This window comes from Streptomyces sp. NRRL F-5135 (assembly GCF_000719775.1).
Classification (GTDB): Bacteria; Actinomycetota; Actinomycetes; order Streptomycetales; family Streptomycetaceae; genus Streptomyces; species Streptomyces hebeiensis.
In genome coordinates this window covers 156,570-178,952 of sequence record NZ_JOHR01000015.1, presented here as the reverse complement: position 1 = coordinate 178,952, position 22,383 = coordinate 156,570, and the positions used below count along the sequence as shown (strand labels likewise).

General features: G+C 73.3%; 22 protein-coding genes. 7 read left to right on the top strand and 15 right to left on the bottom strand.

The features are described from left to right. A partial coding sequence (locus IG02_RS0126165; protein ID WP_030753002.1) for a hypothetical protein occupies positions 1 to 228 on the bottom strand: 228 nt, incomplete at its 3' end. A gap of 1 nt (position 229) precedes the next feature. On the opposite strand from IG02_RS0126165, the gene IG02_RS41770 reads away from it, so the two are divergent. Next, the gene (locus IG02_RS41770) at positions 230 to 382 is read left to right on the top strand and encodes a hypothetical protein (RefSeq protein WP_158712385.1); all 153 of its coding nucleotides are present in this window, start codon (positions 230 to 232) and stop codon (positions 380 to 382) included. A 217-nt stretch (positions 383 to 599) separates the two neighbouring features. Here IG02_RS41770 and IG02_RS0126155 read toward each other — a convergent pair whose 3' ends face one another. From IG02_RS0126155 to IG02_RS43690, 8 genes are all read right to left on the bottom strand, one after another. Further along, positions 600 to 944 (bottom strand): ArsR/SmtB family transcription factor, encoded by a 345-nt coding sequence (locus tag IG02_RS0126155; protein ID WP_030752999.1) that lies wholly within the window; start codon positions 942 to 944, stop codon positions 600 to 602. Between the two features lie 193 nt (positions 945 to 1,137). Next, positions 1,138 to 1,593, bottom strand: coding sequence for an ATP-binding protein (locus IG02_RS0126150; RefSeq protein WP_030752995.1), 456 nt, complete (start codon positions 1,591 to 1,593; stop codon positions 1,138 to 1,140). A gap of 244 nt (positions 1,594 to 1,837) precedes the next feature. Next, a complete protein-coding gene (locus IG02_RS0126145; protein WP_030752993.1) occupies positions 1,838 to 2,707 on the bottom strand; it encodes a DMT family transporter in 870 nt (289 codons plus the stop codon). 154 nt (positions 2,708 to 2,861) lie between these two features. Continuing rightward, entirely contained in the window at positions 2,862 to 4,049 is a 1,188-nt protein-coding gene (locus tag IG02_RS0126140) for an FAD-dependent monooxygenase (protein ID WP_030752991.1), read from the bottom strand. Between the two features lie 190 nt (positions 4,050 to 4,239). Continuing rightward, entirely contained in the window at positions 4,240 to 5,922 is a 1,683-nt protein-coding gene (locus IG02_RS0126135) for a class I adenylate-forming enzyme family protein (protein ID WP_037804247.1), read from the bottom strand. A 37-nt stretch (positions 5,923 to 5,959) separates the two neighbouring features. Next, positions 5,960 to 7,930 carry an AMP-binding protein gene (locus IG02_RS37000; RefSeq protein ID WP_107055702.1) on the bottom strand — a complete coding sequence of 657 codons (1,971 nt, stop codon included), beginning with the start codon at positions 7,928 to 7,930 and terminating at the stop codon, positions 5,960 to 5,962. Beyond that, entirely contained in the window at positions 7,927 to 10,551 is a 2,625-nt protein-coding gene (gene pabB, locus IG02_RS43105; protein ID WP_051765745.1) for an aminodeoxychorismate synthase component I, read from the bottom strand. Before pabB ends, IG02_RS37000 begins: the two co-directional genes overlap by 4 nt. 69 nt (positions 10,552 to 10,620) lie before the next feature. Further along, positions 10,621 to 10,794 (bottom strand): hypothetical protein, encoded by a 174-nt coding sequence (locus tag IG02_RS43690; protein ID WP_324604751.1) that lies wholly within the window; start codon positions 10,792 to 10,794, stop codon positions 10,621 to 10,623. Between the two features lie 861 nt (positions 10,795 to 11,655). On the opposite strand from IG02_RS43690, the gene IG02_RS0126115 reads away from it, so the two are divergent. Continuing rightward, positions 11,656 to 12,612 carry a pseudouridine synthase gene (locus IG02_RS0126115; protein ID WP_030752981.1) on the top strand — a complete coding sequence of 319 codons (957 nt, stop codon included), beginning with the start codon at positions 11,656 to 11,658 and terminating at the stop codon, positions 12,610 to 12,612. Here IG02_RS0126115 and IG02_RS0126110 read toward each other — a convergent pair. The 3 genes from IG02_RS0126110 to IG02_RS0126100 form a co-directional block, all read right to left on the bottom strand. Beyond that, entirely contained in the window at positions 12,597 to 13,226 is a 630-nt protein-coding gene (locus IG02_RS0126110; RefSeq protein WP_030752979.1) for an MBL fold metallo-hydrolase, read from the bottom strand. The genes IG02_RS0126115 and IG02_RS0126110 overlap by 16 nt on opposite strands. Then, positions 13,226 to 14,311 carry an S-(hydroxymethyl)mycothiol dehydrogenase gene (locus IG02_RS0126105; protein ID WP_030752976.1) on the bottom strand — a complete coding sequence of 362 codons (1,086 nt, stop codon included), beginning with the start codon at positions 14,309 to 14,311 and terminating at the stop codon, positions 13,226 to 13,228. Before IG02_RS0126105 ends, IG02_RS0126110 begins: the two co-directional genes overlap by 1 nt. Before the next feature lie 121 nt (positions 14,312 to 14,432). Beyond that, positions 14,433 to 15,134, bottom strand: coding sequence for a FadR/GntR family transcriptional regulator (locus IG02_RS0126100; protein ID WP_030752973.1), 702 nt, complete (start codon positions 15,132 to 15,134; stop codon positions 14,433 to 14,435). Positions 15,135 to 15,274: 140 nt separating this feature from the next. Here IG02_RS0126100 and IG02_RS0126095 point away from each other — a divergent pair, with 140 nt between their 5' ends. Together IG02_RS0126095 and IG02_RS0126090 are read left to right on the top strand one after the other, a co-directional pair. Beyond that, the gene (locus IG02_RS0126095; RefSeq protein WP_030752970.1) at positions 15,275 to 15,784 is read left to right on the top strand and encodes a gluconokinase; all 510 of its coding nucleotides are present in this window, start codon (positions 15,275 to 15,277) and stop codon (positions 15,782 to 15,784) included. Positions 15,785 to 15,794: 10 nt separating this feature from the next. Beyond that, positions 15,795 to 17,192 (top strand): GntP family permease, encoded by a 1,398-nt coding sequence (locus IG02_RS0126090; protein ID WP_030752968.1) that lies wholly within the window; start codon positions 15,795 to 15,797, stop codon positions 17,190 to 17,192. 69 nt (positions 17,193 to 17,261) lie between these two features. Here IG02_RS0126090 and IG02_RS0126085 read toward each other — a convergent pair whose 3' ends face one another. The 3 genes from IG02_RS0126085 to IG02_RS0126075 form a co-directional block, all read right to left on the bottom strand. Continuing rightward, positions 17,262 to 17,795: a cytochrome b/b6 domain-containing protein gene (locus tag IG02_RS0126085; RefSeq protein WP_234314915.1), complete on the bottom strand. Its 534-nt coding sequence runs from the start codon at positions 17,793 to 17,795 to the stop codon at positions 17,262 to 17,264. Between the two features lie 178 nt (positions 17,796 to 17,973). Beyond that, positions 17,974 to 18,639 (bottom strand): molybdopterin-dependent oxidoreductase, encoded by a 666-nt coding sequence (locus IG02_RS0126080; protein WP_234314914.1) that lies wholly within the window; start codon positions 18,637 to 18,639, stop codon positions 17,974 to 17,976. Positions 18,640 to 19,007: 368 nt separating this feature from the next. Then, a complete protein-coding gene (locus IG02_RS0126075) occupies positions 19,008 to 20,663 on the bottom strand; it encodes an FAD-binding dehydrogenase (RefSeq protein ID WP_030752958.1) in 1,656 nt (551 codons plus the stop codon). A gap of 209 nt (positions 20,664 to 20,872) precedes the next feature. Here IG02_RS0126075 and IG02_RS0126070 point away from each other — a divergent pair, with 209 nt between their 5' ends. From IG02_RS0126070 to IG02_RS0126060, 3 genes are all read left to right on the top strand, one after another. Further along, on the top strand, positions 20,873 to 21,397 hold the full coding sequence (locus IG02_RS0126070; RefSeq protein WP_030752955.1) for an NUDIX domain-containing protein: 525 nt from the start codon (positions 20,873 to 20,875) through the stop codon (positions 21,395 to 21,397). Between the two features lie 68 nt (positions 21,398 to 21,465). Then, entirely contained in the window at positions 21,466 to 21,837 is a 372-nt protein-coding gene (locus tag IG02_RS0126065) for a YidH family protein (RefSeq protein WP_030752952.1), read from the top strand. Further along, entirely contained in the window at positions 21,837 to 22,235 is a 399-nt protein-coding gene (locus tag IG02_RS0126060) for a DUF202 domain-containing protein (RefSeq protein WP_078854829.1), read from the top strand. The genes IG02_RS0126065 and IG02_RS0126060 overlap by 1 nt, the downstream gene beginning before the upstream one ends. Positions 22,236 to 22,383: the final 148 nt, after the last annotated feature.

The window sequence follows — 22,383 nt, the reverse complement described above, 5'->3', positions numbered from 1 at the left end:
GGCGGCGCGCTCCTGGAACTGCTGATCGGGATCGGCTACGGCACCGCTCTCGGACTGGCCGCCGGCCGGCTGCTGCGCCGCGCGCTGCGCCGGGGATGGCCGGCCGAGGAGTTCGCGGTCACGGCCGTGCTCGCGCTCGCGCTGCTGAGCCGTCGTCTTCGGCCTGCTGGCCGTCGAGGAACTCGACGCCTCCGCCGCCCGCGCGGTCGTGCCGGTGGTGGTCTGCACGGTGCTGCTCAGCGTCCTGGCCCACGGGGCCACCTCCGGGCCTCTGGCCCGGCGCTACGGCGCGGCTGCGTCCGCGCACGCCCCGGACCGGCACCGGACGGTGGACGAACTGCCGGTACGGAGCCTGTCCGCCGGACACCACCGCCGGGGATGAGTGATTGCCCCCGGGTCCGGGCTCCACCGCGTCGGCCGCTCTCCGCCCACAGCTGCCGGAGTCCGGCCGCGGACACGGGAAACGGGGCCGTGAACGGAGCGGAGCCGTCTTCCGGCGCTGACGCTCGTCTCGGCGCTGACGACGATCTGTGCGGGCCTGCCCGGCTTCGGAGTGACGTCGGGGCGGGCGCTGGGGCCGGCCGGCGGCTCACGGCCTCCTATGCCTTCTCCTCGGGAGTGGCGGCCCGCAGGTCCGCCAGCAGTTCGGCCTGCCCCGCCAGCACCCCGGACAGGATGGTGCGCGCGACCCGCAGCAGCTCCGCGACGTGCGGGCTGGTCAGCGAGTAGATGACGGTCGAGCCCTCCTTGCGGGTCACGACCAGGTTCGCGCGCCGCAGCACCGCCAGTTGCTGGGACAGGTGCGAAGGCTCCACCCCTACCTGGGGCAGCATGTCGGCGACCGCGTGCTCGCGCTCGCTCAGCAGCTCCAGCACCCGGATGCGTACGGGGTGACCGAGCGTTTTGAAGAATTCCGCCTTGAGCTGGTACAGCGGCACGCTCACCGAACCGGTCCTCCGCCGTCCGTGCCTCTCGCCGGTCGTGAACACCGCGTCCGCGCGCATCCCGCCCATCCCGTCCTGTCCGCCATGCGGCCATCCTCACCCATGCCGTTCAGCGTAATGACCTCCACCCGTCGCGGACCGGGCGAGCAGTCGGCCCGTGAGCAGTCGCATCGTACGGAACACCGCCCGGCCGTCACCGCTGGAGGGGCAGGCTGACGCAGATGCTCTTGCCCCCGCCGTCCCCGTCCCCCTGGACGACCACGGTGCCGTCCAGACTCCTGGTGAGTTCCATGACGGTGGCCAGACCGCCGTTCCCGGTTCCGGTACCGACAGTGGGCCCCGCGTCGGTGCCGAGGCCGTCCAGGACGGGCTGGTAGGGGTGCCGGTCGTGCACCGCGAAGACGAACGTGCCGCGGCCGGCCGCGTACATGACGGTCAGGTTCGGGGAGACCGGGGCGGCGTGCCGGACGCTGTTGGTGACCAGCTCGCTCAGGATCAGCAGTGCCGGGTCCACCGCGGGGTGCTGCGGGCTGATGCCCCACTCGGCCAGCACCTGTTCCGTCGCCTCGCGCACCGTCCGCACGGCCGAGGGCACGGTGGGCAGGGTCAGGACGTGCCGGTGCGGCAAGGGAGCGATACGGCTGGTCACCCGGGCTCCTCCCGGACGGGTGCGGCGGGCCGGCGGACCCGGGCGGGCGGCCGGGACCGGACGCGCGGCGACGGGTACATCAGGATGGGTACATCATGTGGGCAATTGCATAAGTTGGCAATTCCTCAACTCTGATGTGCCGCCGGCGCGGACGTCGCCTCACACCGCCTGTGCGGTCCGGCCCTTGGGGCCGCGTGCGCGTGCCGGCCCCGACGAGCGGCCTCCTCCCCGCGGCTTCCGCAGGTCAGCGCACGCGTGGTGGCGGCGGTGCGGCGCCACCCGCCAGGGGCGAGCGGGCCAGTGTCACGCAGCCGACCGTGATCAACACCACGGCGATCAGCTCGGGCAGCAGCCACCAGCCGACGCGGACGCTCTCGCCGAAGAGGGTCACCCCGTAGGCGATGCTGATCAGCGCGTCCCCGAGGGTGAGCATGGGCTGCGAGGCGGCCAGCGAACCCGCCTGGAGAGCGTTCTGCAGCAGGAACAGCGCCCCCACCCCGGCGACGGCGGTGGCGTACAACTGCCAGGAGGTGAAGAGCGCCGCCGCGCCGCCGTCCTCCAGGCGTCCCATCGCGTCCTTCATCAGCGCGGCGGTCAGGGCGTAGCCCGTCGCGGCGGCGAGGCCGAGGGCGGCGGCCCGCGCGTTGCCGCGCAACCGGGTCGACCAGGCGAGGAGCAGGCCCTCGAAGACGCCGGTCAGGAGGAGGGCGGAGATCCAGGCGGCGCCGGGCACGCTCTCGCCGCCGCCGCCCGGCGCCGCCGACGCCATCCCGAGAGCGAGCCCGCAGGTGACCGCCGCCACTCCGGCCCAGACCTCGCGCGGCAGCCGGGCCCGGAAGACGTAGCCGGCGATCAGCAGCGTCGCGGGCAGTTCGACGACGAAGATCGGCTGCACCACGGCGATCGGCCCGGTGGCCAGGGCGACCGCCTGGCAGACGGCCGCGACGATCACCAGGCCGATCCCCGCCAGCCAGACCTTCTGCCGCAGCAGGTGCCGGATCAGCTCGAGGCGCATGGCCTTGGTGTCCGGCACCGTGGCCGCGGCCCTGCGCTGGAGCACGGCACCGGAGCCGTTGCTGACCGCGGTCAGGATGGCGAACAGGACGCTGATCACCGCACCATCATGCGGTCCGCCGGTGCCGGATCCGTTCTCTTGTCAGGACCGGACCGCCGGGCCGGGACCGAATGGGGGACCCGGCGGCCCGGAGTTCAGGGGGAACCCGCCGTTGAGGAGGAACCCGCCGTCCAGCGGGAACCCGCCGGCCCCCTCAGTACGTGCCGCCCGCGCTCGCGGGTGAGCCGTGGCGCGGCCCGTACGGCGCGCGCTCGAGCCACGCGCCGCACCGGGGAACCACGGGCGCCAGCGTCGCCGCCACTCGCTGTTTCGCCCGTACGGTCCGACGCCGCGGCCGCAGGTGTTCCAGGGCCTCGCCGGCCGCGGCGCTGTTGAACAGCGCCGCCTCCCGCCGGGTCACGGCGAACGCCTCGACCGCCTCCGGCGTCCCCGCCGCGACCGCCTCGGCGGCCGCGGCCGCGTCCGCGACGCCGCTGTTCATGCCCCTGGCGCCGAACGGCGGGAACAGGTGAGCCGCCTCGCCGACGAGCAGCACGCGGCGCGCGGGATCGGTGAAGGAGGCGGCCACCTTGCGCAGGAAGCGGTACGTCGACACCCACAGCACGCGGTCGGCATGGCCGTCGCCCACCAGACGGGGCAACCAGTCCCGGACGGCCTCCTCCGTCCCGTAGGACTCGGGCGCGTCGTCGTCCCGGCACTGGAGGTCGAGCTGGAAACCGCCCGTGAACGGCACCCGCATCACGCTGCGTCCGCCCACGCCGGGGTGCTCGTAGTGGAAGACCCGTTCGACCGGCAGTTCCGCCCCCGGGGTCTCGGCGACGTCCACGACGACGTGGAAACCCGGCGCGTGGCCGCCCTCCATGGGGATGCCCAGCTCGCGCCGGACCGCCGACCGCGCGCCGTCGGCCGCGACGACCCGGTCGCCGCTCCAGCTGCGGCCGTCCTCGGCGGTCACGGCGACACCGGCCGCCGAGACCCGTACCCCGGCCACCCGCGCGCCCCATTCGATCCGTACGCCCGCGGCCTCGCAGGCGGCGAGCAGGAACCGTTCGGTGTCCACCTGCCGCAGGCTGGTGAACGGTGGCAGGCCTGGCCGGTCCCCCGCCTGCCGGACGGGCGGCGGGAAGGTCCGCGCGTACACCTCGCGCCCCCGGTACAGCGTGCGGCTGGTGCGCCAGGTCTGCCCGAACGAGCTGATCTCGGCGGCGAGGCCCGGCCGCATCCCGTCCAGCGACCGGAGTGTCTCCCGGTGTACGAACAGCGCGCGGCTGCCTTCCCGTCGCCGGCCCTCCGGATCGGCCTCCAGCAGCGTCACGGGGAGCCCGCGCGCCCGGAGTCCGAGGGCCGCCGTCAGGCCGACGGGCCCGGCGCCGACCACCAGGACGGGCGTCCGGCCCGCGCCGGGGGCCCGGTCGCCGCCGGGTGAGCGGACCTCGGCGGGTGACCGCTCGTCGGCCGTCGCCCGGTCCACGGCGGGCGCCCGGTCCACGGCGGGTGTCCGGTCCACGGCCGGTGGGTGATCCCCTCCGGGTGAACGGTTCTCGGCGGGCGTCCGGTCCACGGTCGCCACCTCAGCCTCCGAACCGGACGGCCGGGAAGACACCCTCGGTGAGCATCCGTGTGATCTCGACGCGTTTGACCTTCCAGGTGGAGGTCCGGGGCAGGTCCTCGAACCGCCACTGCATCGGCGTCGACATCCGCGGCAGGTCTTCGGTCGCCTCGCGCCACCGCCTGCTGTCGAGCGGCCGGTCGCCCCGTACGCACACCACGGGCACCGGTTCGCGCTCCGCGCCCGGGACGATGACCACCTCGCGCAGTTCGTCGAGGCGGGACATCAGGACGTCCTCCACCTCCAGGTTGCTGTCCACCTCCTCGATCCGGTCGATCTCCCGGTCGATCAGGTACAGCCCGCCCCAGCGGTCCCGGTAGCCCATGTCCCCCATCTGCCACCAGCCGTGATCGAGCTGGCGGTTGTACTGCTCCTGGGCGCCGAGGTAGGTGAGGATGCGGCCCCGGGTGCGGGCCTCTATGCGGCCGGGCACCCCCGGCCGCGCGGCGGTCCCCCGGCCGTCGGCTACCCGGATCCTGGTGAAACCGGGGAACGCGGTCCCGACCCGCCGGCCGTCCGTACGACCCGCGCCCCGGCGCGTGTACCACTGGAACGCGACCGGGCCGGTCTCACTCTGCCCGTACAGCTGCACGAGCCAGGGCGAGCGCCGGCGCGAGGCGCCCAGCAGCCGGCGCACGGTACGGGGGTGAATGGCGTCGAAGGTGCTGCCGTACGCGCGGACCCCGGCCAGCGGGCCGCCGGGCGCGTCGGCCAGTTCCTCCCACAGGACGAAGGTGTTGGGGTGGGTCTCCACGATGCCCGGCCGGTGGCGGGCGAGCAGCGGGCCCACGGCGGCCGGGTCCGGGTCGACCATCAGCACCAGGGGGCTGCCGTAGTGCAGCAGCACACCGAGCAGGTGGTAGAAGCGGGAGTGGACGAAGGACAGGTGCAGGGCCGCCGTCTCGCCGCGGGTCGGCCGGCCGAGCGCCTTCTGGGGGAGCAGCCGGTTCCACATCGTGTGGGCGCTGTGCACCGCCAGCTTCGGGATTCCGGTGGTGCCCGAGCTGTGGGTGATCAACGCGGGCTCGCCGGGGTGCAGCCGCACCGGTCCGCGCGGCGGTGCGCCGGCGTACGTGTCGAGGGACACGGCGTCGGTTCCGGGTGGTGCCTCACCGACCGTGAGCACCCTCCGTACGAGACCGGCGAGGGCGGGGCCGCCGTCCTGCCCGTCGATCCCCCCGGCGGCCCGGTCGACGGCCCGGTCGACGGCCCGGCCGTCGGCCTGCCCGGTGTCCGACGTCGCCGCGGCGCGCGGCGGGCCCTCCAGGGTGGCCCGGTCCGTGATCAGCCAGGGCTGTTCCAGCCGGCCGAGCAGCTCGCGGGCGACCGGCCCGTCCAGACCGGGCGAGAGCAGTGCCGGTACCGCGCCGATGCGGGAGATCGCGCAGGTCAGCAGCGCGATGTCGACGTTGTCCGCCTTGTGGACGGCCACCCGTTCGGTCGGCCGTACGCCGGCCTGCCAGAGCCGTGCGGACAGGTCGTCGACGAGGGCCGCCAGGTGCGGGTAGCCGACCGAGAGCCCCGCCTGGGGACACACGTCCAAGGGCCGGTCCAGGGTGACCTCGACGGCGCCGTGCCGGGCCGCGGCCTGCTGGAACATCAGGCCGAGGTAGAACCCGCGCGCGGAGAACAGGGGCTGTCGCATGACGGCCGTTCCTTCCTGAGATCTTGGGTAGGGGTGGTCACCAGGAGCCCTGGCGCAGCAGGTGACGGCGGAGCTTGCCGGTGTCCGTGCGCGGGAGCGACGGCACCACGCGTACGGTCCTGGGGACCTTGAAGGCGGCCAGGTGCCGGCGTGCCAGCGACAGAAGCGCCTCCTCCAGGCCGTCGGCCGTCGCCTCCGGCCGCCCGGCCCGTACGGCCCGGGCACGCTGCCTGCCGTGGTCCGTCCGCACGCCCTGACCGGCCTGCGCGGCGCGCTGATCGGCCCGCGCGGCACGCTCGGTCGCGTCGACCGCCCCGGACGGTTCGGCCGACGCCGACGGTTCGGCCGACGCGGACATGACGACGTAGGCCCGCAGCCCGGTGACTCCCCGGTCGTCGGTGACCGCCGCCACCGCGACCTCGCGCACCGCGGGATGGGCTCCCAGGACCGTCTCGACCTCCTGTGGCGCGACGGTGATGCCGCCGACCATCTCCATGTCGTCCACCCGGCCCAGGTGACGGTACGTGCCGTCCGGCTCACGGCGGGCCCGGTCCCGGGTCGCCAGCCAGCCGCCGGACAGGGCGCGCGCGGTCTCCTCGGGCAGGTTCAGGTACCCGGGGGTCAGCGACGGCCCCCGCACCCACAACTCGCCCGTCCCGCCCGGCGCCACCGGCTGTCCGGCGTCGTCCCGCAGCTCCACCTCGTACCCGGGCACCGGGCGCCCGACCGTGCCCGGGGTGTTGTGGGCCAGGCTGTTGGCGCAGAAGGCGTGGCCGACCTCGGTGGAGCCGATCTGTTCCAGTACGGGCGCGCCGAGCAGATCGGTCACCCGTTCCCCGAGGCCGGCCGGCATCCTCTCGCCCGCCGACACGGCGGCGCGCACGGAGGCGAAGCAGCCCGCGTGGCCCACGGCCCGGTCGGCCAGCAGGGCGGCGTAGGCCGACGGCACCGAGTAGAGCAGCGTCACCCGGTGCCGGGCGACCAGTTCGTCGACGGCGGCGGGGCCGGGGCGGCGGGCGGCGAGGACCGCGGCGGAGCCGGAGAAGAGCGGGAAGACGAAGGCGTTGCCGAAGCCGTAGGCGAAGTAGAGCTTGGACACCGAGAGGGTGACGTCGTCGGGGCCGATCCGCAGCAGCCGGCGGCCGACGAATTCGTAGTACGCCTCGGGGTCGCCGTGGCAGTGGACCACGCCCTTGGGACGGCCGGTGGTACCGGAGGTGTACTGGATGTACAGCGGGGTGTCCGAGGCGGCCGGGCAGGGCTCGGCCGGGGCCGCGGTGCGGGCGAGCGCCAGCAACTGGTCCGCGTACAGGCGGCGGTCCGGGCCGGACCGGTCCTCGGCTCCTGGGCCGGTGACAGACACGGCGGCCTCGCTGTCGTCCGCCATGAAGGCGTGGTCGGCCGCCGGCAGCTCGGGGTTGACGAGCACCGCGACCGCTCCGAGCCGGGCGATGGCCAGGAAGGCCACCACCCACGCCGGGGAGTCGGGGAGAGCGAGCAGCACCCGGTCGCCGGGCCGCACCCCGTGGTCGGCCAGGACGGTCGCGGCGCGCGCGGCGAGGTCGTGCACCTCGCCGTGCGTCCACACCTGGTGGTCCTGGTAGAAGGCGGCGCGCGCGGTCCAGCCGTGCCGCTCGGCCAGTCCGGCGAGGTCGGCGGCCAGGTTGCCCGGGCGGTGCGCCGCGGTGGCGGCGTGCCCGCGCCGGGGTGCGGGACGCTCGGCGGCCGTGCGGGGAAGGGGCGGTTCGGCCGGTGCGGGGAGGGGCAGGGGCGGTTCGGCCGGTACGGGCCCGGGTACGAGGGCCTCGGCCGGTACGGGAGCGGGCACGGGGAGTCCGACCCGCACGGGCGCGCGATGTTCCGTTCGTACGGGAGCGGGCCCGGGGGCCGGTTCGGGTACGGGTACGGAACGCTCGGCGGATTCCGGGGCCGTACGGGTGGTCGCGGTGGCGGACTCGACCGGGTGGACCGGTTGGACCGGGTGGGTCAGGGTGGACCGGGGTGTCATAGGGTCGGCTCCTCCACCAGGCGGGCCGACCGGCCGGCGGACTCGGCCGCCATGGTCTCCCGGTACGCGCGCATCGGGGCCGCGGTCTTCAGCAGCATCTCGTCGTACTCGGCGGCCGGGTCGGAGCCGAGCACGATGGCTCCGCCCGCCCCCAGCCGCATCCGGCCGCCGCTGAAGACGGCCGTACGGATGACGATGTTGAGATCCGCGCCGCCCTTGCAGCCGAAGTAGCCGATGGCACCGGAGTAGACGCCGCGGGCCTCGGTCTCCAGCGAGTCGATGATCTCCAGGGTGCGCAGTTTGGGCGCCCCCGTCATCGAACCGCCCGGGAAGCAGGCGCGTACGCAGTCGACCGCGTCCTTGTCCTCCCTCAGCCGGCCCTCGATGGTGGAGACCAGTTGGTGGACGGTCGCGTAGGTCTCGGTCGCCATGAGCCGGGGCACCCGTACCGTCCCCGTGGCGCAGACCCGGCCTAGATCGTTGCGGAGCAGATCGACGATCATCAGGTTCTCGGCCCGGGTCTTGTCGTCGGCCGCCAGCGAGTCCCGCAGCAGGTCGTCCTCCTCGGGCCTGGCGCCCCGTGGCGCGGTCCCCTTGATGGGCCTGGCCTCGACCGTGCCGTCCGGAGTGATCCGCAGGAACCGTTCGGGGGACGAGCAGGCGACGTCGACCTCGCCGAACTTGAGGTAGGCCGCGTACGGGGCCGGGTTGTGGCGGCGCAGCGACCGGTAGAAGCCGTACGGGTCCTCCGGCGCGGGGAGCCGGGCGGCGTCGGTGAGGCAGATCTCGTAGCTCACACCGGCGTTCAGCTCGCGCTTGCACGCCTCGATGTCGGCGAGGTATCCCTTGCGGTCGCGGGCCAGCCACGGTTCCGCGGCGGTGAGGTCGGCCACGGCCGAGGGCGGTGCGGCGGGCTCCGCGGACGCCCGCACCCGGCTCAGGCGGGCCGTCGTCGCGTCGAGCCAGCCGGTGGCGGACCGCAGTCCGGCCGGGGTGTCCTCGGCCAGGCAGACGGTGTAGGTGGTGCCTTCCTGGTGGTCCACGGCCACCAGCCGGTCGGCGAAGAGCCAGCAGGCGTCGGGGGTTTCGGCGCGGTGGCGGTTCGGGGACCCGCAGTCGGCCTTCAGCTCGAAGCCGAAGTAGCCGACGTAGCCGCCGGCGAAGTCGAAGGGCAGCTCGGGGGCGTCCACGGCGCGCAGCGCCAACTGACCCTTCAGATAGTCGAAGACATTGCCGGGCACGCGGACCGGTGGCCGCCCGGGCCCCTCCACCTGGCAGGCGCCGGAGCCGACCTCGTACCGTACGAACTCGGCCAGCGGGCCCCTGCCGTCGCCGAAGAAGGAGAATCGGGACCGTCCCGCCTCGACCTGGGCGCTGTCCAGCCAGAAGGCGCGGGGCGCGTCGGCGCACAGTTCGGTGAAGGCCGCTTCGGCGTCCACGGCGGTGCCGATCTTCCTGGTGTGCAGCCGGTAGCCGGCGGCCGGCGGCCCGGGGGGCGAGGCGACCAGGCTCTCCGCCGAGCTACGGGAGTTCGGGAAGACCCGGCGTTTCACCTCGCGGCGGCGGACCGGGGCGGGGGGACGGGCCGGTACGGACACGTGGACCGGGGCGGAGGCCGAAGCCGGGACCGCGACCGACGACGGGGCGGCGGCGGCCCGGACCGGGACCGCGACCGACGCCGGAGCCGGGACCGTCACCGCGACCGACGACGGAATCGACGAGGGCCCGGAGAGCGACGCCGAGACCGGCACCGGGGCCGGCGACAGGGTGGGCACCGGGGCCGGGGTCCGGACACGGACCTTGACCGACGCCGGGGCGGAGGCGGGGACGCCCTTGACCACCGCGGGGGCCGAGGCGGGGACGGCCTTGACCGGCGCGGGGGCCGAGGCGGGGAAGCGGACCGGGACCTTGGCGGTGACGGTCACCTTGGGCGGAGTCCGCGGCCCGACCGGTGCCGGCGTCGCCGCCGACGCCGGGGTGCCGGCCGCGGCCGGCGCGCGGGTGGGCTCCGGTGTTCCCGACGGTGTGCGGTCCTGGTGGGAGAGCTCCTCCGTCAGGTCCCGGAAGTTCGCGAGCATGCGGTGGCCGAACTCGGTGAGGACCGACTCCGGGTGGAACTGCACGCCCCACAGCGGGCGCGTCCGGTGCCGCAGCCCCATCAGCACACCGTCCTCGGCCCACGCGGTGGCCTCGAGGGTCAGCGGCAGCGGCTCCCGTACGGACAGCGAGTGGTAGCGGACCGCGGCGAAGTTCTGCGGCAGCCCCCGGAACAGCCCCCGGCCGTTGTGCCGGATCGTCGACACGTGGCCGTGCCGGGGCCGGGGCGCCGGGGCCAGGAGGGCCTGCTCACCGATCGCGATGCCCTGGTGCCCGAGGCAGACGCCGAGGACGGGGATACGGGCGCGGGCCAGCAGCGTCGTGCCGATGCCGAAGTCCCGGGGCTTTCCGGGATGACCGGGCCCCGGTGAGACGACGATGTTGTCGAATGCTCCCAGGTCCAGCTCCGCGCCGTCCGGCGCGTCGTTGAGCACGACAACCGGCTCCTCGCCATTGACCTCGGCGATCAACTGGAACAGGTTGTACGTGTACGAGTCGTAGTTGTCGATGAGCAGGGTTTTCACCGGGCCCACCTCCTTTTCGTCTTTCTGCGCCTTGAACCGGGAACCGGTTCCACGGGGCTTTGAGCTGCTCTACGCGGCCCGTCGCCGGTGCCGCCCGCGCAGCGCCTGGAGCGGCGGGTACAGCCATTTCTTGAGGAAACGCTGGAGGCGCGGCATGAGCACCCAGGTGACAATCGCCGTCACGGACAGACAGAGGACCAGCGTCCGGACGAGCGCGTTGAGTCCGCCGAGATACGGAATCACCGTCAAATTGAAGACGAGCACCGGCGGAAAGACCGCGCCCATATTCACGAACCACAATTTCCATTTGGGCGGCGGTGTCGGGGGCGGCGGTGACGGCGGTGCCTCCGGCCCGTTGAACCAGGCCCGCAGACCTCGTGTTCTACGGCATCCGGTCTCCCGGGCCACCCGCTCTCCGTGCGCCGACCACTGCCGGCCGGCGGCCGACTCCTCCCAGTCCCGTGCCGAATTCTCGCCGGCGAACCGGTGTACGACATGCCATTCCGAGCCGGGCTCCCCAGGAGAGAGAACACCGCCCCCCAGATAACCCCGGACACGGGACATCGCCGCCAGTCCTGCCATGGCCCATGTACGAAAGTCGCTTTCTCGCCCCGGCGCGACGTGATACGCGACCGTGATAGTGATCGGTTCCTCGTGCACTCCGGCTATGCCTTCCTTACCGCGCCCTCCTCCAGGCATCGCGATACCCGGTGACTCCATTCCGGAAGCCGGACGTCGTTGAATACGTGAATACTGCCCCAGCCGTTCAACGCGCGCGGCCGAATCCTGTGAATCCGCCTCTCCGGCCTTCCCCACCGCGCCTCCCACCTGCGAAAGTCGCGGCGAGGAACTCTTCGCGCGGAGGGAGTCACGCCACCCCGGTCCTGATCCGCCCCGTGCCGGCGGCGAATGCCGGACGCAATTGCCGACCGGGCTCGCCGCCTCGCCGCGGGGCGGTCGTCGTAGGATCACGGACACCGGCACACCGGCCGGCGCACCGCGAAAGCGCGGCAACGCGCGCGGGAACGCAAGAAGCCCGCGGGAACGCAAGAAGACAGAAGCGCAAGAACGCAGGAGCGCAGGAGCGCAGGAGCGCAGGAAACCGTGGCCCGCAGACACCGCCCCCCGCCGCCGTCTCCCCTCCCCCAGCGGGACGGGATCGACCCGGTGCGCCTGCGGCTGCCCCGCGACGCCGAGGGGCGGTGGGCGACCGTACGGGACCATCTCGTCAGCCGGTTCGGCGGGGCGGTCGGGACGGGCCGCGTCGAGGAGATGCTGCGGGAGGGGCGGTTCGTCGGGACGGACGGGCCGCTGTCCGGCGGGGAGCCGTACGCCGTCGGCCGGTACGTGTGGTTCCACCGCGACTTCGCCGCCGAGGAACGGGTGCCGTTCGAGATCGGGATCGTCCACCGCGACGAGCGGATCGTCGTGGCGGACAAGCCGCACTTCCTGGCCACCACACCGCGGGGGCGCCATGTCACCGAGACGGCGCTGGCACGGCTGCGGCGGGAGCTGGACGAGCCCGCCTTGCAGCCGGCGCACCGGCTCGACCGGCTGACGGCCGGGCTCACGCTGTTCGTCGTACGGCGGGAGGACCGTGGCGCGTACCAGACGCTCTTCCGCGACCGGCGGGTGCGCAAGGAGTACGAGGCGGTGGCGCGCCACGACCCGTCGGTGGAGCTGCCGGTGACGGTGCGCAGTCGGATCGAGAAGGAGCCGGGCGTGCCGGCCGCCCGGGAGGTGCCGGGCGAGCCGAACAGCGAGAGCCGGATCGAGCTGCTGGCGCACCGCGGCGGATACGGCCGGTACCGGCTGCTGCCGGCCACCGGCCGCACCCACCAACTACGGGTCCACATGAACGCGCTGGGACTGCCGATCCTCGGCGATCCCCTGTATCCGGTCGTCCTGCCGGACGGACCCGGCAGTTCGGATGCCTACGCGCACCCCCTGCAACTGCTGGCCCGCCTGCTGGAGTTCACCGATCCGCTGACCGGGGGGCCGTACCGTTTCGAGAGCGGGCTGCGGCTCGCTCAGTGGCCCAGCTCTCAGTGGCCCCGCTGAATCCACTCCTCCAGGTGCGGCGCCTCCGCGCCGATGGTCGTCGGGTCGCCGTGGCCCGTCCGTACGACGGTCTCCGGCGGCAGGCCGAGCAGCCGGTCCCGGATCGAGTCGATGATCGTCGGGAAGTGGGAGAAGGACCGGCCGGTGGCCCCCGGGCCGCCCTGGAAGAGCGTGTCACCGGTGAAGACGGTGGCCAGACCCGGCGCGTAGAGGCAGACCGCGCCCGGCGCGTGTCCGGGGGTGTGCAGAACGGTCAGGGACGTGCCGGCGACGGTGAACACGGCGTTGTCGGCCAGTTCGCCGTCGGGGAGCCGGTTCGGGTGGGTCAGCTTCCACAGCGGCAGGTCGTCGGGGTGCAGCAGGACGGGAGCGCCGGTCGCGGCGGCGAGGGCCGGGGCGGCGTCGATGTGGTCGTCGTGGGCGTGGGTGCAGATCACCGCGCGCAGCGCCCGGCCGCCCAGCGCGGCGAGGATGGCGTCGGCGTCGTGGGCGGCGTCGATGACGACCGCCTCGGTGTCGTCGCCGACGATCCAGACGTTGTTGTCGACGTCCCAGGTGCCGCCGTCGAGCGAGAACGTGCCGGAGGTGACGAGGTGGTCGATGCGGGCGGCCATCAGAACACCACCACCGAGCGCAGGACGTCGCCCTGGTGCATCCGGTCGAACGCCGCCTCCACGTCGCCGAGGCCGATGGTCTCGGTGACGAAGGCGGCGAGGTCGATACGGCCCTGCTGGTGCAGGTCGACCAGCATGGGGAAGTCGCGGGACGGCAGGCAGTCGCCGTACCACGAGGACTTCAGGGCGCCGCCGCGGCCGAAGACGTCCAGCAGGGGCAGTTCGAGCTTCATCTCGGGCGTGGGCACACCGACCAGGACCACCGTGCCGGCCAGGTCCCGGGCGTAGAACGCCTGCCGGTAGGTCTCGGGCCTGCCGACCGCCTCGATGACGACGTCCGCCCCGAAGCCGCCGGTCAGTTCACGGATCGCCTCGACGGGGTCGGTGGAGCGGGAGTTGACGGTGTGGGTAGCGCCCATCGACTTCGCCGTCTCCAGCTTCCGGTCGTCGATGTCGACGGCGATGATCCGTGCCGCGCCCGCGAGACGCGCGCCGACGACGGCCGCGTCGCCGACACCGCCGCAGCCGATGACCGCGACGGAGTCGCCGCGGCCCACCTGGCCGGTGTTGATCGCGGCGCCGATGCCCGCCATCACACCGCAGCCGAGGAGGCCCGCGACGGCGGGCGCGACGGCGGGGTCGACCTTGGTGCACTGTCCGGCGGCGACGAGGGTCTTCTCGGCGAAGGCACCGATGCCGAGGGCCGGGGAGAGTTCCGTGCCGTCCGTCAGGGTCATCCTCTGCCGGGCGTTGTGGGTGTCGAAGCAGTACTGGGGACGGCCCCGCAGACAGGCCCGGCAGTTCCCGCACACCGCACGCCAGTTGAGGATGACGAAGTCACCGGGGGCGACCTCCGTGACGCCGTCGCCCACCGACTCCACCACGCCGGCGGCCTCGTGGCCGAGGAGGAAGGGGAACTCGTCGTTGATGCCGCCCTGCTTGTAGTGCAGGTCGGTGTGGCAGACACCGCACGCCTGGACCGTCACCACGGCCTCGCCGGGGCCGGGGTCGGGTACGACGATCGTCTCCACCCGTACCGGCTCGTTCCTGCCGGGGGCGATGACCCCTTGCACCTGCTGTGCCATGCCAGGACCTGCCTTTCCTCACACTCGGATCACACTGGATTCAGGGTCAGTATGTTCAGTACGTTCGCACCCCGCCGGGGCGGGTGGCCGCGCGGGACGCGAGGCCACCGGCGCCGCGCGCTCAGGGCGCCAGCACGTCCAGTTCCTGGAGCGCCCCGACCGCGATCTCCCGCGTCAGCTCCTCCGCCCGGGCCGCGTCGCCCTCCCGGACCGCCTCGGCCACCTGGACGTGCAGGGTCACGGCGGCCGGGTCCGGGTCGTCGAACATGACCTGGTGATGGGTCCGTCCGGCGAGTATCTCCGCGACCACGTCGCCGAGGCGCGCGAACATCTCGTTGCCCGACGCGTTCAGCACGACGCGGTGGAAGGCGATGTCGTGGACCAAGTACTCCTCCAGCCGGCCGCCCCGCGAGGTGGCGACCATCCCGAGGGCCTGTTCCGTGAGGGCGGCGCACTGCTCGGGGGTGGCGAGCCGGGCCGCGAGCCCGGCCGCGACGGGTTCGATCGCGGACCGCAGGACGGTCAGCGAACGCAGTTGGCGGGGCCGGTCGGCGCCGGCCAGGCGCCAGCGGATGACGCGCGGATCGTAGACGTTCCACTCCTCGGTGGGGCGTACGGTCACGCCGACCCGGCGGCGCGAGACCACCAGGTGCATCGACTCCAGGACGCGGACCACCTCGCGCACGACGGTGCGTGAGACGTCGAAGCGCCGGGCCACCTCGTCGGTACGTACGACACCGCCCTCGGGGTACTCGCCCGCCGTGATCGCGAGGCCGAGGGCGTCCAGCACCCGGGTATGCAGGCCCTGGCCTTCTGTCGTCATGGCGTAAGCCTACGGCGCGCGACTCGGCGAGAAAAAGTACGACGTTTACATCACAACCTCTTGAATATGTCGTACCTAATGAGTTTCAGTTACGCGACGGATCCATGTCGACGAAGACAGCAGACAGCGAGGCACCACCCATGAGCACCCCCCACGTCGTCGTCGTGATGGGCGTGGCAGGCACCGGCAAGACGACGGTCGGTCCCCTGCTCGCCGGCACGCTGGGCGTTCCCTACGCCGAGGGCGACGAGTTCCACTCGCCGGAGAACGTCGCCAAGATGGCCTCCGGTGTCCCCCTGGAGGACGCCGACCGGTGGCCGTGGCTGGACTCGATCGGGGAATGGGCGCACGGCCGGGCCGGGCGGGGCGGGGTGGTCAGCTGCTCCGCGCTCAAGCGTGCCTACCGGGACCGGCTGCGGGCCGCCGCCCCTGACGCGCTCTTCCTCCACCTCACCGGCGACCGGGAGCTCATCGAGCGGCGGATGGCCGCGCGCAAGGGCCACTACATGCCGACCGCGCTGCTGGACTCGCAGTTCGCGACGCTCCAGGACCTGGGCGAGGACGAGGCCGGTGTCGCCGTCGACGTGTCCGGAACCCCCGAAGAAATAACCGAACGGGCCGTCGCCGCGCTGCGCCGGTTCGAGAACTGAAGGAAGCCCCGTGAGCAGTCTCAGTGTCGAGACGCTGGCCGCGGACGCAGCGGAACCGATCACCTCTGCGGGCAACGCGCAGCTGGGGATAGCGGTCCTCGCCGGTATCGCCGTCATCGTCCTCCTCATCACCACGTTCAAACTGCACGCCTTCCTGGCGCTGACCATCGGCTCGCTGGCGCTCGGCGCCTTCGCGGGCGCCCCGCTGGACAAGGTGATAGCCAGCTTCACCACCGGGCTGGGCTCCACCGTCGCGGGCGTGGGCGTGCTGATCGCCCTGGGCGCGATACTCGGCAAGCTGCTCGCGGACTCCGGCGGCGCCGACCAGATCGTGGACACCATCCTGGCGAAGGCGGGCGGACGTGCCATGCCCTGGGCGATGGTCCTCATCGCCTCGGTCATCGGGCTGCCGCTCTTCTTCGAGGTCGGGATCGTGCTGCTGATCCCGGTCGTGCTGCTGGTCGCCAAGCGCGGCAACTACTCCCTGATGCGGATCGGCATCCCGGCGCTGGCCGGACTCTCCGTGATGCACGGTCTGATCCCGCCGCACCCCGGCCCGCTGGTCGCGATCGACGCGCTGGGCGCCGACCTGGGCGTCACCCTGGCGCTCGGGGTGGTCGTGGCCATTCCCACCGTGATCGTCGCCGGTCCCCTCTTCTCCCGGTACGCGGCCCGCTGGGTGGACATCCCGGCCCCGGACAAGATGATCCCGCAGCGTGCCTCCGAGGACCTGTCGAAGCGTCCGAGCTTCGGCGCCACCGTCACGACCGTGCTGCTGCCGGTCGTCATGATGCTGGCCAAGGCGCTCGTGGACATCGTCGTGGACGACCCCGAGAACAGCGTGCAGCGGGCGGCCGACGTCATCGGCTCACCGCTGATCGCGCTGCTGACCTCCGTGCTCGTGGGCCTGTTCACGCTGGGCCGGGCGGCCGGGTTCACCAAGGACCGGCTCTCCTCCACCGTCGAGAAGTCGCTGGCGCCGATCGCGGGCGTGCTGCTGATCGTCGGCGCGGGCGGTGGCTTCAAGCAGACGCTGGTGGACTCCGGCGTGGGCCAGATGATCCTGGACTTCTCCAAGGACTGGTCGATTCCGGCGCTGCTGCTGGGCTGGCTGATCGCCGTCGCGATCCGGCTGGCCACCGGCTCCGCGACGGTGGCGACGATCTCCGCGGCCGGTCTGGTGGCGCCGCTGGCGGCGGACATGTCCACGACGCACGCGGCGCTGATGGTGCTGGCGATCGGCGCGGGTTCGGTCTTCTTCAGCCATGTGAACGACGCCGGGTTCTGGCTGGTGAAGGAGTACTTCGGCATGAACGTCGGCCAGACGATCAAGACCTGGTCGGTGATGGAGACCATCATCTCGGTGGTCGGCATCGGGTGCGTACTGCTCCTGTCACTGGTGTTGTGACGGAGGTGTGGTGACGGACGACCCGGCCGGGCACCCGCTCGGCCGGGTCCCCGCGTGGGCGGGGCGGGTTCACTCCGGCTTCCACCGGGGGTGCTCCCGCTCCGCCCACGCGCGTTCCACCGAACCGGTGCGCATGCCGCGCCGCGCGCCGGGGTCCCCGTACGCCTTCGCGACATGTCCGACGACCACCACGCCGACGGCGAGTGCCAGCCAGTCGTGGACGAAGGTGGCGCTCGTACGCCAGACGACCGGGCCGACCCCCGAGAACCACATCAGCAGTCCGGTGCCCAGCATCACGAGCACGGCGCCGGCGATCCAGGCCGCGTAGAGCTTCTGCCCCGCGTTGAACTTGCCCGCCGGACGGGCGCCGGGCCGCGCGTCGCGCCGCCGGGCCGCGCGCAGCCACTCCTTGTCGTACGGCGCGAAGCGGTTCAGCCGGCCCAGGTCGGCGCGCAGGGCGCGGGAGCCGAGACCGAGGAGAAAGGGCACCGGCAGGAGGACCCCGGACCACTCGTGGACGGCGACGACGAGGGCGCGGCGGCCCACGATCTCGGCGAGCGGCGGCAGATACAGACAGGCGGCGGTGGCCAGGCACACCAGCATCAGGGCGGCGGTGGCCCGGTGCACCTGGCGCTCGGCGCGGCTGAAGCGGGGTATCAGGTCCGGGCGTCCGTACTCGGGGTGGCGGCTGCCCGCGTGGGCGGTGTCCGCGTGCGGGGTGTCCGCGTGGGCGGTGCCGCGGCCGATGGCGGGGAAGCCACCGCCATCGGCCGCCTCCGGTTCAGACGGTGGGGGCGTCGTCCCGGCCGTTGGACCGGCCGACCCAGGCGTCGATGTCATAGCCGCGCTCCTCCCAGTAGCCGGGCCGGACCTCGGAGGTGACGGTGATCCCGGAGAGCCATTTCGCCGACTTGTAGAAGTACATCGGCGCCACATACAGCCGGGCCGGGCCGCCGTGCGCGTGCCCAATCGGCTCGTCGTTCATGTCCAGGGCGACCATCGCATCCCCACGGCGGGCCTGTTCGAGCGTGAGGCTCTCGCTGTACTCCCCGTCGAAGCAGGTGAAGCGGACCGCCGCGGCCCCGGGCCGCACCCCGGCGGCGCTCAGCAGCCGCGAGAGCGTCACGCCGGTGAACGCCGTGTGCGGCACTCGCCATCCGGTGACGCACTGCACATCGCGCACGATCCGCGTCCGCGGCATGCGCCGGAGGTCCGCGAGGGTGTACGAGCCGGGCCGGTCGACCAGGCCGTCCACGGTCAGCCGGTAGTCGTCCGGGCCCTTGCGGGGAACGGAGGCGGCCACCGAGTAGTACCGGAAACCGCCGCCGTTGGGCAGCAGTCCGGTGAGCCCGGTCGGATCCCGGTCGGCGGCCGCGCCCAGGAAGGATTCCAGGCCGCGTTGAAGGGCGGGCGCCGCGACCAGGCCGGCGGCGCCGAGGCCGAGCATGGAGAGCACGAGACGCCGCCCGACGGGCGCGCCCGCCGAATCGTCCGGCGACTCCGCCGGCTGGTCCGGCGGCGCGTCCGGCGGCTCGTCCGGCAGCCCGTCCGCCGGTCCGGACGCGCGCGGCGGGCCCGCGGTCGGCTCCGGTTGGTGTGGTTGAAGAGTCACGCACCGATTCGACCACCCACGCCGCATCGGTACCAGCCCCCGCCGGTAACAGGCGGGCTCCCGTCGGGGACGCGTGTCGGGGACGCGCGGCCCGCTGTCGGCCGACCGACCGGGTCAGCGGGCCGCCGGCTTCAGCGGGTTCGGCCGGTTCGGCGAGTTCGGCGGGTTCAGCCGGTTCAGCCGCTTCGGCCGCTTCGGCCGCGTCAGCCCACCGCCCGCGCCGCCGCCCTGCCCGCCGTACGGCCCGAGAAGACGCAGCCGCCCAGGAACGTCCCCTCCAGGGAGCGGTAGCCGTGCACCCCGCCGCCCCCGAAGCCGGCCGCCTCGCCCGCCGCGTACACGCCGGACAGCGGCGTGCCCGACGCGGTGAGGACGCGGGAGGACAGGTCGGTCTCCAGGCCGCCGAGCGACTTGCGCGTGAGGATGTGCAGCCGTACGGCGATCAGCGGGCCCGCCGCGGGGTCCAGGACGCGGTGCGGCGCGGCCGTACGGACGATCCTGTCGCCCAGGTAGCCACGCGCCCCGCGGATGGCGGTGATCTGGAGGTCCTTGGTGAAGGGGTTGGCGATCTCCCGGTCGCGGGCGACGATCTCCCGGCGCAGTTCGGCCTCGTCGATCAGCGGCTCGTCGGTGAGCGCGTTCATGCCCCGCACCAGCGAGCCGAGGTCCTTCTCCACGACGAAGTCCGCGCCGTTCTCCATGAACGCGCGTACCGGCCCCGGCACACCGGCGCGCGCCCGGCCGAGTACGTCACGGACCGAACGGCCCGTCAGGTCGGGGTTCTGCTCGGACCCGGAGAGCGCGAACTCCTTGCCGATGACACGCTCGTTCAGGACGAACCAGGTGTACTCGTGGCCGGAGCGCATGATGTGTTCGAGCGTGCCGAGCGTGTCGAAGCCGGGGAAGAGCGGCACGGGCAGCCGTCGGCCGCGCGCGTCCAGCCAGAGCGAGGACGGGCCCGGCAGGATACGGATGCCGTGGGCGGGCCAGATGGGGTTCCAGTTGTCGATGCCCTCGGTGTAGTGCCACATCCGGTCGCGGTTGATGTGGTGGGCGCCCGCCGCCTCCGCGATCCCGAGCATCAGCCCGTCGACGTGCGCGGGCACTCCGGAGAGCATCGAGCGGGGCGGCGTGCCGAGCCGCTCGGGCCACTGGGAGCGCACCAGTTCGTGGTTGCCGCCGATACCGCCGGACGTGATGATCACGGCCTGCGCCCGCAGTTCGAACGCGCCGGCGACCTCGCGGCTGCTGGACGTGCCGCGCTCGGCGTCACTCGGCTCCAAAACCTCTCCGGTCACCGTGTCGACCGCCCCCGCCGAGGATCCCAGGCCCGTCACCCGGTGCCGGAACTTGAAGCTCACGAGTCCCCGCGCGACGCCTTCGCGCACCCGGCGCTCGAAGGGCGCCACGACGCCCGGTCCCGTGCCCCAGGTGATGTGGAAGCGCGGCACGGAGTTGCCGTGCCCCCGCGCGTCGTACCCGCCGCGCTCCGCCCAGCCCACCACGGGGAAGAACCGCACGCCGCGCCGTCGCAGCCAGGAGCGCTTCTCACCGGCCGCGAAATCCACGTACGCCTCGGCCCACCGGCGCGGCCAGTGGTCCTCGGGGCGGTCGAAACCCGCCGTTCCGAGCCAGTCCTGGAGGGCCAGCTCATGGCTGTCCTTGATCCGCAGCCGGCGCTGCTCGGGGGAGTCCACGAGGAACAGGCCGCCGAAGGACCAGTGCGCCTGGCCGCCGATCGACTGCTCGGGCTCCTGGTCGAGGAGGATCACGGACCGGCCCGCGTCGACCAGTTCCGCCGTGGCCACCAGGCCGGCGAGGCCCGCCCCGATCACGATCACGTCAGCGTCGTACGCCATGGGCTGCCATCCTTCGGGAACGGGGGATCTTCCGGCCGAACTTCGCATGTACGGACGTACGCCACGTATGACGGGCGCACACCGCGCAGGGACGTGACACCCGTACCTCCGTGCGCTCCCCGTACGCATGAGATCTTCCGTACGCGTGAGTAACGAGTCAACCGGCAGGCGCCCGGGGCGGCGCTCCGGCACCCCGGCGGCCTGGTTGGATGGACGATATGAACGCACCGGCAGACGAGATCCTGGACATCGTCGACGAGAACGACCGCGTCGTCGGGCAGGCGCCGCGCGGTGAGGTCTACGCCAAGGGCCTGCGGCACCGCTGCGCCTTCGTGCTCGCCCGGGACGCGGAGAACCGGATCTTCGTCCACCGCAGGACGGCCACGAAGCTGGTCTTCCCGTCCCGGTACGACATGTTCGTGGGCGGTGTCCTCGGTACCGGCGAAAGCTATGACGCGGCGGCACTGCGGGAGGCGGAGGAGGAACTGGGCGTGTCGGGGCTGCCGGCGCCCGCACCGCTGTTCTCGTTCCTGTACGAGCCCGAGGACGGCAAGGGCGGCTGGTGGTCGCGGGTGTACGAGGTCCGGTGCACGCTGCCGGTGCGTCCCCAGGTGGAGGAGGTCGCCTGGCACGGCTTCCTGACCGAGGAGGAGCTGGTGCGGCGGCTGGACATCTGGGAGTGGGTGCCGGACGGGCTGGAGGCGTACGAGCGGCTGAAGGCGTTCCGCGCGTGAGCGGCTCGCGCGGAGGCTCCGGTGCGGACGGCGGCCGGGACGGGGACCGGGACCGGTGGCCGCACGGCCTGCGGCTGTGGTTCGCGCCCCAGCGCGTCGGCGAGGAGGGCGAGACACCGGACTACCGCTTCTCGCTGGCCAACGAGCGGACGTTCCTGGCCTGGATCCGTACGGCGCTGGCACTGGTCGGCGGGGGCTTCGCCGTCGACCAGTTCCTGCCCGGCCTGCGGTGGGGCGTACGGGTGGGGCTCGCGGTGGCCCTGCTGGCCGCCGGTGCGCTGTGCGCGCTGCGCGCGGTCAACCACTGGGTGCGCTGCGAGCGGGCCATGCGGCGCGGGGAGGACCTGCCGGTGACCCGGTTCCCGACGCTGCTCGGTCTGGCGGTGGGGCTGGTCGCCGTGGTGATGCTGGTGATCGTGGTGCTGGGGCGGGCGGGCTGATGGACCCGGCGGGCGGCGGCCACGGCGACGACAGCGACGGCCGTCCGAAGGCACGGGCGGCGTCGGCGGGGCCGGGGCCCGGGTCGGAACCGGCTCCGCGCCGCGATCCGGGCCTCCAGCCGGAGCGTACGCGGCTGGCCTGGCGGCGCACGACCCTCGCGTGCACGGTGGCGACCGTACTCGCGGTCCGGCAGGCGATCCACGACGGGGGTACGGCGACCGGACTGACCGCCGCCGCGCTGAGCGCCCTGATCTGGCTGGCCTTCCTGGGCGTGGCACACCGCAGGCTGCTGGCGCTGGGCACGCCACGGCCGGAACGGCTCTCCGTACGGACGGCGGCCACCGCGACGGCGTGCGCCGTTGTGCTGGCGGCGGTCGCGGTGACCGTCATGTTCTGATCCGGAGCGTACGGGGCCCGGCCCCGCCGCCCCGAGTCCGGCACCGAATGCGGCCCGGCCCCGCCCCCAGCTCCGTCGCCGCCCCGGCCAACACCAACACCAACACCGAGTGGCTCCGCTCTGGACGCCATACCGACCGGTCGGCATC

Coding starts and splice junctions, on each gene's coding strand:
- IG02_RS0126135 (WP_037804247.1), bottom strand. CDS start 5,922: ATGCGACAGCCCCTGTTCTCCGCGCGCGGGTTCTACCTCGGCCTGATG.
- IG02_RS37000 (WP_107055702.1), bottom strand. CDS start 7,930: ATGACACCCCGGTCCACCCTGACCCACCCGGTCCAACCGGTCCACCCG.
- IG02_RS0126110 (WP_030752979.1), bottom strand. CDS start 13,226: ATGGCCGCCCGCATCGACCACCTCGTCACCTCCGGCACGTTCTCGCTC.
- IG02_RS0126105 (WP_030752976.1), bottom strand. CDS start 14,311: ATGGCACAGCAGGTGCAAGGGGTCATCGCCCCCGGCAGGAACGAGCCG.
- IG02_RS0126100 (WP_030752973.1), bottom strand. CDS start 15,134: ATGACGACAGAAGGCCAGGGCCTGCATACCCGGGTGCTGGACGCCCTC.
- IG02_RS0126095 (WP_030752970.1), top strand. CDS start 15,275: ATGAGCACCCCCCACGTCGTCGTCGTGATGGGCGTGGCAGGCACCGGC.
- IG02_RS0126085 (WP_234314915.1), bottom strand. CDS start 17,795: ATGCTGGTGTGCCTGGCCACCGCCGCCTGTCTGTATCTGCCGCCGCTC.
- IG02_RS0126080 (WP_234314914.1), bottom strand. CDS start 18,639: ATGCTCGGCCTCGGCGCCGCCGGCCTGGTCGCGGCGCCCGCCCTTCAA.
- IG02_RS0126075 (WP_030752958.1), bottom strand. CDS start 20,663: ATGGCGTACGACGCTGACGTGATCGTGATCGGGGCGGGCCTCGCCGGC.
- IG02_RS0126070 (WP_030752955.1), top strand. CDS start 20,873: ATGGACGATATGAACGCACCGGCAGACGAGATCCTGGACATCGTCGAC.
- IG02_RS0126060 (WP_078854829.1), top strand. CDS start 21,837: ATGGACCCGGCGGGCGGCGGCCACGGCGACGACAGCGACGGCCGTCCG.